Genomic DNA, 17119 nt, shown 5'->3' with positions numbered 1-17119 from the left:
GGTGATCTGTCGCCTATTTTTAACTGGTTAGGTGAAAACATTTGGAGCAAGGGTAGTCTTCTTTCCACCGATGAGCTGGTAACGCAAGCAACAGGCGAAACGCTGAACGCCCAGCACTTCAAAACGCATTTGCGAAATCGTTACTTGTAATCAGAAAAAGCAGCCTATGGGCTGCTTTTTTTATCTAGCCCATTCGAATAGCCTCACCTCCCAAAATCGTCCTTCTAAAGCAACTGAAGAACCAAATAGGTCAAATAGCCATCAAGTTAAGTGTCAAATTCATCAATAACGTGAATTAAAAAAATGAAATGACTCGCACTATCAATATAAAGCACTGTGGTAAATCAGAATATCTACCTCATTATCAATAAATTACATCATTAGTTGATAATCTAAGCCTAATTTAGGGTTATGTATTATTGCAAAACCTCACAACATCGCTTTTAGCCACCCTTGGCGCTAATCAGGAAAGTAATATGGATATTGAAGGCTTCACTGATTTAGTTGAAATCTACAACGGACATCAGAGCAAAATTTATAAAGGGTTTAAAAAAGGCAGTAACGTAGCCATTGCCCTCAAAGTTCCCGCAAATGAATTTCCAGAACAAAAACAGTTATCTGCACTAGGTAGAGAATATCGAATTCTAAATGCACTCAATGGAAAGGGTATTCCTAGTCCACATGACTTCCTCGAACTTAAAAATTCAGCAGTACTGGTTAGAGAATGGATTGAAGGCCAATCTTTACGTGTTTATCAAGAACGACACGACATATCGCTAGAACAAGCGCTTGAGATCAGCACTGAGCTATCTCGAATTCTATCGCTTGTCCACAGGCAGGACTTCTGCCACCGGGATATTTCGCCTAGTAATGTTATTATTGGCCAGAGCGGAGAAGTTTCCTTAATCGATTTCTGTTCCTCTATTGAGTTTCCGGACAAAGCGAGAAATGTCGTAAAACCTCTTTCTATTGAAGGTTCACGGCCTTATATGTCACCAGAGCAAACTGGTCGAATGAACTGCGGTTTAGATTACCGAACCGATTTCTATTCACTCGGTGTATTGCTATACGAACTGTTCACGGGACAACTCCCTTTTCAAACTAAAGATACTAATGAGCTAATCTATAGCCATATCGCTCTTGACCCACAACCACCGTTTGAAATTGAGCCTAGTATTCCCAAAGCAGTCTCTGACATCGTCATTAAGCTAATGAGTAAATCGCCTAATGATCGCTACCAAAGTTCGGAAGGGCTTCATGCAGACCTCGCGAACTGTTTAACTTCAATTAGAAAACATGGCACCGTTGAAAGCTTCGAACTGGGGATACATGACCTTAATGATCGCCTAATTATTCCTGATAAAATTTATGGCCGAGACAATGAGATAAACAGCCTCCTCGAAGCCTTTAACTATGCGGCAGATGGACAAGGACAACTTGTATTCGTTTCAGGACATTCTGGCATTGGTAAGACTTCGCTCATTCGAGAGCTTTACAAACCACTAGCGTCAAGAGGCGGGTACATTGCTAGCGGTAAGTACGATCAGCTCTTACGCCACCAGCCGTATTCCGCATTCACTCAAGCGATCAGTCGATTGATTCGACAAATCATGTCTGAGGGTGCAGAAAGCATTCAGTCTTGGAGAAAACTGATCGTCGAGAGCTTGGGAGCCAATGGCCAAGTACTGATTGATCTTCTTCCAGATCTTGAGTTACTAATCGGTCCCCAACCCCATGTCCCAAGCCTTTCAACTGAAGCAGCCTCTACCCGTTTTAACACGACATTTTTTAATCTCGTCAGCGCATTAGGGAAAGCAGACAAACCCTTAGTGCTATTCATTGACGATTTGCAGTGGATCGATCCCCCAAGTTTATCTCTACTTGAAGCATTGGCGCCAAGTCTAAGCCGTTCAAACTTAATGGTTATTGGCGCTTATCGAGACAACGAAGTGCTTGAGCATCATCCATTGATGATTTCCATGCCTGCACTAAAACACGATTGCACAAACGTCATAGACATCCATTTGCAAGAATTGGCCGGCCCAGTGATTGGAGCGCTCTTAGGCGATACGATAGAGCTAACAGAAGAAGATAATCATCAGCTTAACCAAGTATTATGTGACCGAACAGGTGGTAATCCGCTTGTCTATAAAACTATGTTGAGCATGCTTTATTCAAAAGGCAGTATTTTCTTTAACTATGCGAGCAATCATTGGGATTTTCGCTGGGACGAGATTCACTCGACGCCTCCAGCCGAGAACTCGATTGCGATGCTGCAAAGCAATATGGTCAATCTCGCAGAAGAAACGTTAGATTTACTTAAATCCGCTGCGTGCATTGGTAATACGTTCAACTTGGAGCTACTTTCAGGCTTATCGCACCAAACCAAATCAACCGTAGCGACTCACTTGATTCCTGCTGTATCTCAAGGCTATATCCAACCTTTAGACGACCATTTTGAATTGAATACAGCAGACGGCGCAGAACGCTTACCAGACACCCAGTTCACTTTTTCTCACGATAGGATCCAGCAAGCCGCATATAGCTTGCTTTCTGACAAGCAACTTCAAGAACTGCATTGGGTGATTGGCCAGTATCTTCTCAACCATACCAATCAGTCTGACGACCATCTGTTTGATCTCGTAGAACACTTGAACCAAGGCTGCCAATGCGCTACTTCAGATGAAAAAAGTGAACTAATTGAGCTGAATTTAAAAGCCGCTAAATCAGCGAAAAAGTCAGCCGCCTTCACTATCGCTCACTCCTGCTTGGTTCACGCCAAAACTCTTATCGATGAACTAGAAGACGACCTAGGGGCAGAGCTGTCGGTTGCTGTTGATCTTGAGCTTGCACAAGCTTGCTATCTTGTCGGTGAATTCGACAACGCAGAGCGGCTTTATACAAAGCTTAGAGACACGCTAACACGCGAACAAGATAAGCTCCATTTGTACAACATCCAAGCAAAACAATATCACCACCAAGGACTATACCAAAAGTCGGTCGACTTAGAATACGAAGCGCTGCGGTTGTTAGGAATAAGCTTGCCGGATGATGACCAATCTCTTCTAGAACTGTTTAGCAAAGAGAAAGCGTCAATCGAAACTCTGCTTGAAACACTAAGCACTGAGGATGTTTTCCATCAACGAGATAATGCAGACCCGAAATTCAGCTTAACTCATGAGCTGTTATTCGACGCTTTTACCGATGGCTATTTATTAGGGAAAGGCCCATTACTTGCTGCAGTTGCTGCAATAAGTACTCGCCTGTCTTTACAGCAGGGTAACTGCAGCGTCACATCTGCTGGGCTAATAAACTACGCAACTGTCCTATGCTCAAGTGGTGAATATCGCCTAGGGCATAAAATAGGTCAGTTGGCCATCAGATTAGCGGATAAATATCAGAGCCCAGTATTTAAAAACTACACCTATCACGTGTTTTCACTGGGAATAAACCACTGGCTTGCTCCACTAAAAAGCAGTTACTACTATTGGTACGATGCTTCTAAATTGTCGCTTGAATCAGGTTCCCCTTATGCTGGCTGGGTGTTTTTACAAATGCCTCACGTACTGTTGGCCTCTGGTGATCTTCTGGACAACGTCGCACAACAGTCCGCGGCAAGCCTCGACTACCTAACGTCAAATCATCTGACGGAAGTGGCTCAGTTACTGAAAATCATCGTTCTGCAACCAATCAAACACCTAAGAGGAGAAACTGCCTCGTTTTCCTCTCTTGATGACGAAAACTTTTCGACTGCTCAGCTAATAGAAGATTACCAAGAAGCACCTTTCTTTCTTGGTCACACCGTCTACTCAGTATTAAGAGCATCTTTACTAGCGCAAGAAACCATACCAACAAGTACACTCAAAGAGTGGCTACCTTTAATTGAGAGCACTGTCCAAGCTCAAATCATTCAAGTCGACAGCTGTCTATACACCGGTCTGCTTTTAGCAGCGAACATTAGCAAGCTCGCCAACAGTGAACGCGATGAACAATTAGTCTGGTTAGATGAAATTATTGTTAAGTTTGAAGCATGGGCAGAGCTATGCCCATACAACTTTAAACACAAGTATCTACTGCTTAAAGCTGAACGATTCAGGCTAAGCAAAGATGTTCTTTCTGCATTTGATCACTATGAGCTCGCAAGAGAATATGCTCTAGAATCTCGTTTTCTGTTTGACGCTGCATTAGCCGATGAATTCGCAGGACTGTTTTGGCAAGAGGCCGGAAAACCCTATCAGGCGGAGTCATATCTCACGCGAGCCTTGGAAGGCTACGAGCAGTGGGGAGCAAAAGGCAAAGTGCAATGGATGTGTGAGCACTATCCTAGCCTATTAAGCCAGAAAGCCCTTTCATCAACCGCTTTTAGTGCCACTCTGGACTCAACGCTGGGCACTGAAGATTTCTCATCAATACTAGATATGGGCTCTGTGCTTAAGGCATCTCAAGCTGTATCTCAGCACATCAATATGGATACCTTAGCTGAAGAGTTGCTTAATCTAGCGGTAGAAAATGCGGGGGCAACAAGAGGACTGCTGCTGCTCGAAACTGGCGGAGAGTTCATCGTAACGCAGAAAGTGACCGTTGAAGATTCCAAGGATGATAAATGCGGCTTGAATACTCCATATTCTAAATCTCATTGCTTGTCTCGTTCAATCGTCCGCTACGTTATTAATGCGAAGACCGATGTACTCTATACTCCAAACGAACACGACACTCAGTTTGAGCGCTGCCCATACCTTGAAAACAAGGACTCCCTATCCGTCCTCTGTGTCCCTATTATTCGTCAAAACAAGCTGTCTGGCGTACTCTATTTAGAAAACAACCACGCCGATCAGGCATTTCAAGCCGATCGCGTACAAACCCTCAACATCATCGCCTCGCAAGCCGCAATCTCGCTTGAAAATGCGAGAATGTTTTCCGATCTTGAGCAGATGAATAACAACCTAGAGGGGCTCGTTCAAGAGCGCACTAAAGAACTCTACCAGGCTAACGAGCAATTGCGTGAAACCAATAAAGCACTTTACCAATTGTCGACCACTGATCAATTAACAGGGCTTTATAACCGCCGTTATGCAGAAGAAACCTTGGCGCTTGCGTTAACTCAATTGAATGACAACAACGAGCCTTTGTCTCTTCTCATGCTTGATGTCGATAACTTTAAAAGTATCAATGACCAATTTGGTCATAGCGCAGGTGATCACATTCTGAAAAATGTCTCCCACTCTATAAAGCAATCCATTGCTTCTGAAGACACGCCCGCGCGCTGGGGCGGCGAAGAGTTTCTGATCGTATGTAAGACAAATATTGAAGCAGCGAGTATCAACGCAGAGAAAATCGGTCGAGTCATTGCAGAGCAAGACAACCGCCCAGCAAACTCTGTCACCGTCAGCATTGGCGTTACACCGGCTCTGTATTCCGACACTATCGATTCACTTCTGAATCGCGTGGATAAAGCGCTCTATGAAGCGAAAAACAGTGGCCGAAACCAAGTGGTTATTCGATTGAAGTAAAAGGAGTTTGAAGTAACCAATGCAGTATCAGCAACATAAAAATAAGATTCAAAAGAAAGTATTGTTAGTCGTCACCAGCCACAGGGAGTTGGACGGTACGGGCAAAAAAACCGGCTTTTGGTTTAATGAAATGGCGGCTCCGTTTTGGGGCTTTTACAACGCAGGCTATGAGGTAACCATTGCCTCTATTCAAGGTGGCTATGCACACCCTGATCCTCTCAGTGCTCAAGGAGAATTCGTTACAAAGTGGGTTAAGCAGTTCATGGACTCACCTTTTGCCATGTCCAAGCTAGAAAATACTCCCTCTGTGAACCAAATAGACACTTCATCATATGACACACTCTTTCTTTGTGGTGGTCACGGCACACTATGGGACTTTAAGCAAAGTATTGGCTTAGCTCGTATCGTCAGTGAGTTTTATGCGGACAATAAACTGATTGGCTCGGTGTGCCATGGCCCAACAGGCCTTCTCTCAGCTCGTAAGCCTGATGGTAGCCCATTAGTCGAGGGGCTGAAACTCACGGCATTCAGTGACAAAGAAGAAACCTTAACACCTCACCAGTATATAGAAGCTCTTCCTTACCATTTAGAAGACGCACTAAAACGCAAAGGCGCAAAATACGAGTGTGAAGAACCGGGGGCGAAGTTCGTAGTTATCGAAGACAACCTCATTACAGGTCAAAACCCAGACTCCGTCGATTTAGTGGTAAGAACAATCTTAGATTCTCTAGAACCAGCGTCTGTTTGGGTCGATACCGATCTCTCTATCGGCACCGCTTCTAGTTCAGGTGCCCCGTGTGACGTTGATGACGCCTATGCTCTTCTAAGCTTATTCAATTCCACCAATGTCAAAGTCGCAGGTATCAGCACTTGCTATGGGAACACCGATGTCGACACGTCATACAGCCTAGCGAAAATACTGGCAAATCGTTTTGGACCAATAGCACTACCAGTCGCCAGAGGCGCAAATGGGCCTATAAAAATTGGAGCGATTGAGGAGAATGACGCCGTCGCCGCCATCGCTGCTCACCTTAAAAAGAAGCCGACAACCATTGTGGCTTTGGGACCCGCGACCAATATCGCTTCGGTTGTTCTCCTTCACCCTGAGCTGGTGCACAACATCGAAAAAATAATTCTAGTTGCAGGGCGTAGCAGTGAGAACAAAAGCTTTATCGTCGGCCCTAAGCAAGAGACTCCATTTAGGGACTTAAACTTCGATCTCGACCCAGACGCAATGAGAATTCTTATTGAAAGCAAAATTCCGATAGTGTTAGCACCATTTGAACTCGCTAATCAGGTTTGGGTATCACAGAAAGATCTCGACAAGATCGCAGGGACAAGCACCGTCGCAGATTACTTGATACAGAAAACACAACCTTGGCTTGATATGTGGACGAATGAACTGGGTGCGCCTGGCTTTAATCCGTTTGACGCCTTGGCCGCAGGATTTGCAACCAACCCCAATGACTTTGAGTGGACAGAGGTTAATGTCGAAATACGAATTGGAGAGGATGATACCAAAGCAAATCGATTTAAAACGAGCAATTGTTACAAACCTTATTTAGTCGCTTCACCAGATTGCCAAAGCTCGCATAAGGTTCTCTTCTGTACCGCCGTCAGCAGCGACTTCTCGAGTCGTTTACTCAGTGATATTGTTGATCCCAAAGATCCCTCTAAGTACGTGTCCGCTGTATCGCACCTAAATATCATTGTTGACGATGTGGAGAAAGCAACCGCGTTTTACAAACGTACACTCGGCTTCGAGCAAGCGTACGATGCTTCAGGGGATATTATGGATTACCCGAGGCTTACCTTAGCTTCATTCGCTAAAGACGCGGGTTTTGAAAATGGCAAAGTCGATGTCGATATTCGGTTTTTGCACCACCCTACGGCCGGCCTATATCTCGAGCTAATGCGTTACTATGATCCTGTAGGAAGCCAAGAGATAACGGTCAAAAATACCAACGACCTTGGCGGTGTTCGTCATACAGCTCTAGAGGTAAACAACATCATGGCAGCCTTTGAGCACCTAAAAGAGCAACCAGGTGTTGAGATGGTCAGATATCCGGATGGACGAGCCGATAATGAAGTTGAAGGGCCACCGATAGTCCTGTCACCATTCCCAATGTCATTCTTTTACTGGCGCGACCAATATGGTGTGCAGTGGGAAATGGAGTGCGGTCGTGCGAAAGGATATTTAAGGGGGATCTAAGCCCCTAATAGCGTAAGGGCAGGGTTCAAGACCCATGCCCTTATATTTGTTTGTTAAAAAGGACTGCTAACATAATGCAATATGGAAAACGTATCTTTCCTGTCAGTATAATTCTAATTGTTCTTCTCCTACCGTTCAAAACCCTTGCTTCTGACATATTTCATGTTCAGCTATTTTTTGGCCTATCTATTCCAAACGGTGGAAGCGTTAGCCAAACCGAGTGGAACGATTTTGTCACAGACCACATTGCCTCTCGCTTCGATGGCTTTAATATTGTTGATTCAACAGGTTACTGGAAAGGCAAAGCAGAAACATCCAAGATTGTCACTATTATCCTCAAGCAGGCAGAGATCGCTAAAGCAGAATCGATAGCCCACGCATACGCAACACTCTATCACCAAGACTCTGTTATGCTGGTTCAAAGCCCTGTTACGCAATGGGAATTTGTTGAACAAAAATAATCAAACACAACAAGGATGTCGTAGATACATCCTTGATGTGAATTGCCCTAACTCACCACTCTCTACTGATGGATAAAATCACCGATGAGCTTAGCGAACACATCATTATCGGGTTGCTTGTTAAAGCTTGCTATTGCTTCTTGATAAACGTCCGAAGGAATACTTTCATTGGCATAGAGTTCAATAAGCGCTCGTTCAAAAGGAATAGTAAATTCTGGGTGAAATTGACAGGTTAACACATGCTCACCATATTTTAAGGCTGCGTTGATACAGAACTTAGACGTCATCAGAACTTTCGCATTAACGGGTTTCTCAACAACTTGGTCTTGATGGAAAGCAGGCAAAAACACCTCTGCTCTCGGCTCATTCCCTTCTAAACAAAACTGATAAGAGTGCAACCCGACGCCCCAACCTTCAGAGTACTTTTCAACTCGACCACCCAGTGCTTTGGCAATGATCTGATGACCAAAACAGACCCCAATAAGACGAATTTTTTTGCTATCAATTTCAACAATCAACTGCTCAAGATCGTTGATCCAACTATCACCGTCATACGCACTGCTAACAGAGCCAGTTACCAACCAAACATCGCACGCCTCAATGTCTTTAGGGAACTGTCCATCTTTTACTGAAAACACTTGGAAAGTTGGCGAGTCAATTTGACGGCTTATCATCTCTTGAAACATCTCTGAGAAACTCGGAAAGTCACTGCGCAAAGCTTCTGGAGTATCACCAGCCATTAATATACCGATCTTCATTGTCACCTCTTCTAAGTTGCTGAAAAACAATAATGCCTCTAGCAAATACTAGAGGCATTCTATTCACAGAAAAGGTATTAATGGAAGACTTGGCTGCTAAATCTAAAGCATTTGCTTTGCTCCATTAAACGACCGAACGCTGCCCTATCCAACTTAAGCAAGGTTTCATGATCTCCAGCCTCAAGATACACTGTATCCAAGTTGGTTAACATCTCATCACATAGCGTCGACATGTGATAAGGACTCCCCATCGGAGGAACAGCTCCGTTATCACAGTCATCAAACATCTCGTAGACTTGCTTTTCTTTAACTAAATGAAAACTCGCATTAAGCTCATCGTTAACCCGTGACAAGCTAATCTTATTATTTGCAGGTAAGACAGCCATAATATGTCGCCCTTCGTGATCTTCCAAAACCACTCCTTTGGCTAAACACATTAAAGGAATATCAGCGGCCTTCCCGCTGTGTATAGAACTGACACTATGTGCATGGTCTACCACTTGAAATGGGATTTCATGCTCGTATAGATAGTGATCAAATCGGGTGGCAATTGTCATAATTGATCCCTCAAAAAAGGTTCCCTGAATAAGTATAGGAAAGAGTCATTGAACAAGAGCAAATTGATTAGGATTTCGTTAAACTGACGTTAGCAGGATAAAAAACGAGACACACTTTGCTGACTGATTACAAACTGACATTCGCGACAGCCAACCTTTTCAATTTTGTCGAACCTCCAGCGGCCTTCTATGAGTTTGACAACATATACGATGATCAAGCATGGCTAGGAAAATGCCAATGGATAGAAAGACAGCTGGCACAGCTTGATGCCGATGTCGTTGGTCTGCAAGAAGTATTCAGTATCGATGCGGCTAGTACCTTGTTCGACAAATTAGGCTATCCCTACTTTTCGACAGTTGAACACCCACACGTAGAAGATGAATACATTTATTCAAAACCTGTTGTTGCAATTGCCTCTAGGTTTCCCATTAAGCTCACCCAAAAAGTTGTGCCACCTTTAGATCTCTGTCAGGGCTATTCACCCACATTGCCAGAGTTTAGTCGTCACCCTATTCACGCGTTAATCGAAGTGCCTGTATTAGGAGAGTTATCAGTCTACGTTTGTCACTTAAAGTCTCAGCGCCCAATAGAGCCAACGCATCCCGAATTAGAGTATCCACTGCTTGGGAGCTGGCTCTCTAGCCAACAGCGGGGATGGGAGGCAGTGATGTTGCGACTCTTTATGGAGAACGAATACAGAAGCAACCCTAAACCAACCGTATTATTGGGGGATATGAACCAGACAATCTGCAGTGATACGACAGGATGGCTAGTAAAACAAATGCATGGCGATGGAAGTGACTTGGTGTTAAAAGATAGTTGGGATCTACTGGAAGATAACGATAAACATCGCCCTGCGACACACTACCATTTTGCAAAGGGTAATGTGCTTGACTACATACTAATGTCACAAGAGTTCCATCCAGATTCCGATGTATCGTTAGTGGATGTGACAAGTTTCAACACGTTAGATTCACATCTAACCAATCCCAACTATGAACAAGATAAACACGCCAGTGACCACGCTTTTATCGCGGTAACCTCCCGCTTCGTACTCTAAGTCGTAATAAATACTGTCGGAAATAAAGAAAGCAATATGGCTAATCTAAATATAATAAAATTGGCTCCGGACTCATGGCACACTGTCAAAAACGGTAGGCTGTACTGGTCACCAAATTTTATCGCGTCAAACGAAGCAGATGAGCTATTTGAGCTTTTGCGTAACCAAATTGAGTGGCGAAAGGATAAAATCACACTGTTTGGTAAAACCATGCCTATTCCACGGTTGCAATGTTGGTATGGCGATTCCCCCTATAAATACTCCAATATCACCATGCAGCCAGAACCATGGCTTCCTCATTTGCTCGAATTGAAACAGCGATGTGAGTCAGTTGCTAACTCACGCTTTAACTCCGCGTTAGCCAATTTGTATCGAAACGGCCAAGATTCCAATGGCTGGCACAGTGATAATGAGCCCGAGCTCGGTACTAACCCAGTGATCGCTTCATTAAGTTTCGGAGAAACTCGCCGATTTCATCTAAAACACAAGATAACAAAAGAGAAAATCACATTTGACCTTCCCTCAGGCAGTTTGCTCATCATGGCTGGAGAAATGCAGAAATTTTGGCTGCATACTTTACCCAAAACCAAAGTAAATACAGGGGCTCGCCTAAACCTTACCTTTAGAAACTTACTGAGCTAGGGCATATACTTCCTTACTTGGGATACTTATACCTATACGTTTAAATGACGTCGTAACATCATTCTGATCAATCTCAGATTCGTTGCGGCATCCACCATGCTAAATATCCTCAATTTCTATATCCTGCTCTCAAGAGGCTCAAAAAAGCAAAGTCATAACAAATGCACAACCTTACATATGGATAAGCACGACTTTAGCTACAACTCTTCTCGTTCATATCAACCTAGATTACCACTCTCATTAGATTCATACGACTTACACTTTCCCCTGAGTTAATGATAATTTTATTGGGGATAGAAATGAATATTGCATCTAACCTTGGTATGTATTTCATCATTTTTCCATCCAGTTTATTTTTAACTGCTCAATCATATTCTTCGTCCCTCACAATGGATATAGAAGGACATATAAGCGATCGATGTGAAATTGAGTTTAACTATGGTAACCAAATAGACATATCAAATAAAAACCAGGAATCATTGCCATTTGATTTATATTGCAACCAACCTTTTTCCGTAGAAATACTTTCTCATAATGGAGGGTTAAAACTAAACCATAGCAGCGTCGACATTATAGAGAAATACACTCTTGAAATAGAGATAAAAAAAACAAAGACAAATTTTAGATCTGATAGCCAAGAATTAACTAACGTAAACAACATTAGTAGCTTTGGCGTTATTCCATTTTCATCCCACGGAGAGATTAGAGTAACGCTGGAACATGGTCTTTTATATTCAGGCCATTATCAAGATACTGTAGAAATAGACATTATCCCTTCTATTCTCAGTACCGTGAAGTAGTACCTCCGCCATATTTGGTGGATTGAGTAGCTCGTTGGAAATGGGCTAAAAATAAATGTTTCAATTTGAGTTAAAGGAATTTTCTTATGAAAAAACTAACTTTTTGTGCCGCTGCAGTAACAGCTGTTTTAACAACTCCAATTCACGCAGCTCCAGGTGATGTGCAGCTTGTCGGTTACGTATCTCCGGTATGTGAAGTATCAGGTCTTTCTACACAACTCGTTGACCTAGGTTTAGTAACAAGTACCCAATCTGTTTCAATTCCCCTAGGTATCCAGTGTAACGACATTGATGGCGCAACAGTGAAACTGACAAGTGCTGAGGGTGGTTTAGAATCCGATGATAACGAAGACTATGCTCTGAAATACACAGCCACATTCACCCCTTCAGGTTTGACGCCTCTTGTATTGAATACTCCGGGAGGCCCTGGACTGAATGACGTGTCAGAAGAAATGTCTTATGCCGGCTCAGCTACTCTTGCGACAGGTGTAGGCGCAACGCTTGACGTAGTGACCACAGAAACTGCCGCTTGGGCTGGTGGATACTCTGATACCTTGACTGTAAACATTACATCAAACTAACCATATCTGGAGGCTGTACCACGCGGCCTCCTTTCTTATTTAACACATAGATGGAGCTAAGCATGTTGCGCTGGATTAGTTTTATTGGTTTGTTTGCAGTTTCCTCAATGGCAAATGCTTACCGCGTAGAACCTATGGTTGCCGAAATGGAGCCAATAGGAAAGCGGGCACAAATGTCGATGCGTGTTGATAATACGTCATCAAAGCCTTTAACCGTCGAACTGTACCCATTATCAATGACAATGGACCAATATGGCAATGAAACTATATCTCCAGCTGACGATGATCTCTTGGTTATCCCTGTGACTGCGATTATTAAACCTGGACGTTCTCAATCTATAATGGTTCGTTATTTAGGCGACCCATCAATCTCTCAATCTAAATCGTATCGTATTGCGGTGAAGCAAGTAAACGTTGAAAACTCCGAAGACGATAGTGGCCAAATGGGACTACTGTTGCAGTTTAACACTCTGGTAAACATTCGACCTAAAAATACAAACCCAGATCTCAACATTAAAAGTGTTATGCCCAAAAATGGAAAATGGCTGGTCGAAGTAGAAAACAAAGGAGACAGTTACGGACGCCTTTCTAGAACAAACTGGACTCTAGACGATGGTAACAATTCCAAATATCTCAAAGGCGTTGAAATCAGTAGGCTTATCGCTGGAACTTTAGTTCTTCCTTTCTCAACACGTTTTTTTGAAATGACACCCATTGATAACTTCAATGTCAAACAATTAAAAATTGATATAGCAGAGGAAGAGTAGTATGAAAAAATTCGCTATAGGATTAATATTGACAATTGTATTTAGCAATTCCTATGGCGTTGTTCTTTCTCCAACAACTTTGGAATATAACATTGATAAAAAAAATTCAGAAAAAATTATCATTACTAATAATTCCACAGAGAAGCTAGCTATAGAGGTTAATGTATATAAACTAAAGTTCAATACCGATGGGAAGCTTTACGATAGACAATATGACAATGAATCTCTAATGGTATTTCCTCCTGCCGTATTGTTGGATTCCGGTGATAAGCAAGCATTTCGATTGCAATGGTTAGGCACTAAGGAACTCTCTCAATCAGAAAGTTATTTTGTGCGTTTCAGTCAAATTAACTTAACCTCTCCTAATAGATCAAATCCTGAACTTTACCCAAGTATTAATTTCCAGGTCCATTACAATACTTTAGTTCATATCTACTCAGGCGCCCAAAAACCTAATGTCACTTTATATGTCAATAACAATGGCTCTGCGCGTATGGAGAACAACGGAAACCGCTTCATATACTCAAAAAACTTAGTTTTCGACACCCCTAATAATATATTTGATAAGGAAGAACCTGAGCTTGAAGAGCATTTTATACCCCCTTATTCCAACATAATTTTAGCGAACCCTGTAAATGTCCCGATGGGAAGTTATTATGGCAATGAAAATTAGTGAAATTGCTATTCATATTATTCTCAAAGTGCTTATTCTTTGGTTCGTGCTTGTTTCAACGTTAAGCGCTAGCCAAGAGGAAATTGTTCTAAACCCTACAGGGCGAGATTTGGAGCTTTCCTCGTTACTAAGAGTCAGCGACACAGTGCTTGGAGAGGCATTAATTACTATTACAGCTGACAATAAGATCGAGTTGCCGAAAGAAAGTACTATCGCCTTGCTATCTAGCCTAGTTTCTGAAGCTGCACTGACAAAATTGGCACAATCTGAACATCAACAACGTCTCACCCAAAATGATTTCTTACAAGCTGGACTAGATTTAACTTTTGATCTATCAACTCTAGAGTGCGTTATCACAGTGCCTGCAGACGCTAGCTTAATTAGAAGCATATCATTGTCGCAAGATTATGATGATTTTAACTATCTTGATCCTCAATTTGTTTCTGGCTATCTAAACGTCAGTTTCAACGCAAACTCAAGTCAATCTATCGATGTTAAAAGGGAGCGAATCGACTCATACAACTCACGAATTGATGGTGGATTAACACTAGGAAGACTCAATCTGGAATATGAGGCGACCTATGAGACTAATACAAACAGCTCCCCTATCTACGTCAGAGAAGGAACTCGACTGAATTATGACGTACCCAATCAAGGAACACGTATTGTAATCGGTGACATGTACAACACTGGCAAATTACTACAGGACGCTACAGATGTCTTCGGCGTGGGTATCACAAGAGATTTCACGCTTATACCGACTCGTAACATCCGGCCAACCGCAAACCAATCCTTTACGTTACAGCGCACTTCAAGCGTCGATGTCATCGTAGACGGGGTCGTAGTTCAACGCCTCACGTTAGGTGCTGGGAGCTATAACCTCAACGACATCCCTTTAGCCCAAGGAAATAATGACGTGCAGTTACTCATCACTGATCCTAGCGGAGCACAAGAGCGCATTGAGTTTTCGGTAGCTACGGGGAATGACCTACTCGATTCTGGAGAGTTCGAATATAGCTTAATGTATGGTGTACCAAGTCAACGAAATCAGAGACAAATTGAATACCTCACAGACCAAAAAATAGTTCATGGATACTTAGATGTCGGTGTGGCATCTTGGCTAACTGCCGGCATAAATGCGCAAACAAGAAACGATTTATATCAATACGGTGGTACATTGCTTTTCGCTATTCCGTGGGGAATTACAGAGCTTTCACCATCTTTCAGTCACCACCCTACTCTTGGATCAGGCCACGCCTATAGAGCAGCTTTTGACGCCGAATTTGATGATGACGACCTCCTCAGACCTCAGTTTAGTATCATCTACGAATATCAATCAGAGCATTATGCTGGCGTTAGAAGCTACGACGTAGATGAATCTCCAATAAACCCTGTCAGCCATTATGCGTCAGCGTTTGGTTCCATGTATCTCATTGACGATATTAGAGCAGCTTTATCTCTTGGATATAGCCTAGGCATCGACGAAAACGATGACTATTTTAGTTTAAGCCCGAGTTTATCTGGCTCGCTTTTCGCCACACCAGCAACTTGGAGCGCAAAAGTAAATTTTCGAAACTACAAGGTAGACAGTGATGAATGGAGCGCGTCAATCACGTTAAGTTGGCCTTTTGGAAAAACAACACGTGTCGTTAGCCGTTACAGTAGTGACAACGATCAAGCATCGTTGGATTACACCTATCAAAACAACATAGGTAACACTGGTGGAGTGTCCAGTTTTGCTTCAATAGTACGTAGCAGAGACGTCGATACTAGCCTTGATGTTGGAGTCAACTACACGGGTAATCAATTTATCGCAATAGCGGACCATACCACACGAGTTGATAACTTTAGCGAGAACTCTCGAAGCCACAATACTCGGGTAGAACTGAGCAGTGCTTTAGCATTTGCGGGCACAAGTTTTGCTGTCGGGCGCCCTGTTCGCGATGCCTTTGCTATAGTGAGAAAGCACTCAAGTCTCCAAGAAAATCGTATGGCTATCGAGCCAAGTAGCGATGGAGAACATGCTCGTGTTTTCAGTTACGGTCAACAAAGCGCCCTCGTTCCTGACCTAGTGGCATACAACACACGCTTACTAACCTATGACGTCGAAGACCTCCCTCCAGGCTATGACCTAGGCGATGGCGCGTTCTGGCTAAATCCTGGTTACAAACAAGGTTACTTATTGCAGGTCGGCTCTGATGCAGTACTTACTGTGATCGGAACTTTGCTGGATAAACAATCTGAGTCTCCTCTTGCCTTGATGGCTGGTAAAGCTATTGATCTTGATGGGGAACAAGAACCCATTGAGTTCTTCACTAACCGGAATGGACTGTTTGCTATATCCGGATTAAAAGCTGGTAGATATAAGTTGACGCTTAATAATAGTCGCCAGCAGTCATTAACAATCACTCTCAGCCCTAATAGTGAGGTATTGATTCGATTAGGAGATTTATATGTCGATTAAAACGCACACCAAACTTACGACTTTACCATTACTCCTCTACTCCACTTTTGCTTTTTCTGATTGTGAAATTCAAAAGCTATCGTTGGAAGCAATATCTGAGCAAATTAGATACAATATAGCTTCTTCGAGCCAATTTTCGGTTTCAAACAGTTATCGGGTAAAAGCTGATTTTTCTGGGCAGGAATGTCTCGCAACAGTTTCTATCGCGCTTGATAACGGAGAGAAAAGCCTGCTAAGTAATAATAACGACCAACTTGACTTCGAATGGCACGGAAATGGACAATTAGTTGGCAACCAGTGGAAAGTTCAATTAACCGATCAGCAGCCCTCAAAAACATTTCAATTACGCTATCCATCACTCCAATGGAAACCAGCAGGGACTTACCAAGGCAAACTCGAGGTGGCTCTGATTGGCTCACACTCAAGCCATTCTTTACCTCCTAAATCGATCCCTATAACGATGAATGTACTGCCTATCGCAAAAATCCAGTTCTACGGGATAGCCCAAAATCACTATAACTTAGACCTTGGAGAACTAAGCTCATATAAATTAGTCAATTCTGCACCTAAGCTTTGGGTGCAAACAAACTCAGGGTACTCAATTGCTGTGAGTTCAGATAACCAAGGTAAGTT

13 protein-coding genes and 1 pseudogene are annotated in these 17119 nt (G+C 42.9%); 12 read left to right on the top strand and 2 right to left on the bottom strand.

The genetic code is table 11. From position 1 onward, the window contains the following. From AC4MRV_RS10930 to AC4MRV_RS10915, 4 genes and pseudogenes are all read left to right on the top strand, one after another. Window positions 1-150, top strand: a pseudogene (locus AC4MRV_RS10930) (carboxypeptidase M32); the annotation flags it as partial. A 326-nt stretch (window positions 151-476) separates the two neighbouring features. Next, a complete protein-coding gene (locus AC4MRV_RS10925) occupies window positions 477-5510 on the top strand; it encodes a diguanylate cyclase (protein WP_491187378.1) in 5034 nt (1677 codons plus the stop codon). A 19-nt stretch (window positions 5511-5529) separates the two neighbouring features. Further along, the gene (locus AC4MRV_RS10920; RefSeq protein WP_491187377.1) at window positions 5530-7722 is read left to right on the top strand and encodes a nucleoside hydrolase; all 2193 of its coding nucleotides are present in this window, start codon (window positions 5530-5532) and stop codon (window positions 7720-7722) included. A 74-nt stretch (window positions 7723-7796) separates the two neighbouring features. After that, window positions 7797-8183, top strand: coding sequence for a DUF3574 domain-containing protein (locus AC4MRV_RS10915; protein WP_491187376.1), 387 nt, complete (start codon window positions 7797-7799; stop codon window positions 8181-8183). A gap of 62 nt (window positions 8184-8245) precedes the next feature. Here the strand turns inward: AC4MRV_RS10915 and AC4MRV_RS10910 are convergent, their stop codons facing one another. Then, window positions 8246-8941, bottom strand: a complete 696-nt coding sequence (locus tag AC4MRV_RS10910) for a glutamine amidotransferase-related protein (protein WP_491187375.1) — start codon at window positions 8939-8941, stop codon at window positions 8246-8248. Window positions 8942-9018: 77 nt separating this feature from the next. Next, complete coding sequence (locus AC4MRV_RS10905; protein ID WP_491187374.1) at window positions 9019-9498, bottom strand: aminoacyl-tRNA deacylase; 480 nt, start codon at window positions 9496-9498, stop codon at window positions 9019-9021. A gap of 116 nt (window positions 9499-9614) precedes the next feature. On the opposite strand from AC4MRV_RS10905, the gene AC4MRV_RS10900 reads away from it, so the two are divergent. The 8 genes from AC4MRV_RS10900 to AC4MRV_RS10865 form a co-directional block, all read left to right on the top strand. Beyond that, a complete protein-coding gene (locus tag AC4MRV_RS10900; protein ID WP_491187373.1) occupies window positions 9615-10559 on the top strand; it encodes an endonuclease/exonuclease/phosphatase family protein in 945 nt (314 codons plus the stop codon). 36 nt (window positions 10560-10595) lie between these two features. Next, window positions 10596-11201, top strand: a complete 606-nt coding sequence (locus AC4MRV_RS10895; RefSeq protein WP_491187372.1) for an alpha-ketoglutarate-dependent dioxygenase AlkB family protein — start codon at window positions 10596-10598, stop codon at window positions 11199-11201. Window positions 11202-11500: 299 nt separating this feature from the next. Next, window positions 11501-12001: a hypothetical protein gene (locus AC4MRV_RS10890; protein WP_491187371.1), complete on the top strand. Its 501-nt coding sequence runs from the start codon at window positions 11501-11503 to the stop codon at window positions 11999-12001. A gap of 86 nt (window positions 12002-12087) precedes the next feature. Next, window positions 12088-12582 carry a hypothetical protein gene (locus tag AC4MRV_RS10885; RefSeq protein ID WP_491187370.1) on the top strand — a complete coding sequence of 165 codons (495 nt, stop codon included), beginning with the start codon at window positions 12088-12090 and terminating at the stop codon, window positions 12580-12582. 62 nt (window positions 12583-12644) lie between these two features. Then, window positions 12645-13349 (top strand): fimbrial biogenesis chaperone, encoded by a 705-nt coding sequence (locus tag AC4MRV_RS10880; protein WP_491187369.1) that lies wholly within the window; start codon window positions 12645-12647, stop codon window positions 13347-13349. 1 nt (window position 13350) lies between these two features. Next, on the top strand, window positions 13351-14022 hold the full coding sequence (locus AC4MRV_RS10875) for a fimbria/pilus periplasmic chaperone (RefSeq protein ID WP_491187368.1): 672 nt from the start codon (window positions 13351-13353) through the stop codon (window positions 14020-14022). Then, complete coding sequence (locus AC4MRV_RS10870) at window positions 14006-16486, top strand: fimbria/pilus outer membrane usher protein (protein ID WP_491187367.1); 2481 nt, start codon at window positions 14006-14008, stop codon at window positions 16484-16486. Before AC4MRV_RS10875 ends, AC4MRV_RS10870 begins: the two co-directional genes overlap by 17 nt. Next, on the top strand, window positions 16476-17119 hold a 644-nt coding region (locus tag AC4MRV_RS10865; RefSeq protein WP_491187366.1), incomplete at its 3' end, for a hypothetical protein. The genes AC4MRV_RS10870 and AC4MRV_RS10865, both read left to right, overlap by 11 nt.

The sequence above is a fragment of the Vibrio sp. genome (assembly GCF_984391705.1).
The sequence above is the reverse complement of the archived record's forward strand: the minus strand, read 5'-3'. Positions and strand labels throughout refer to the sequence as shown.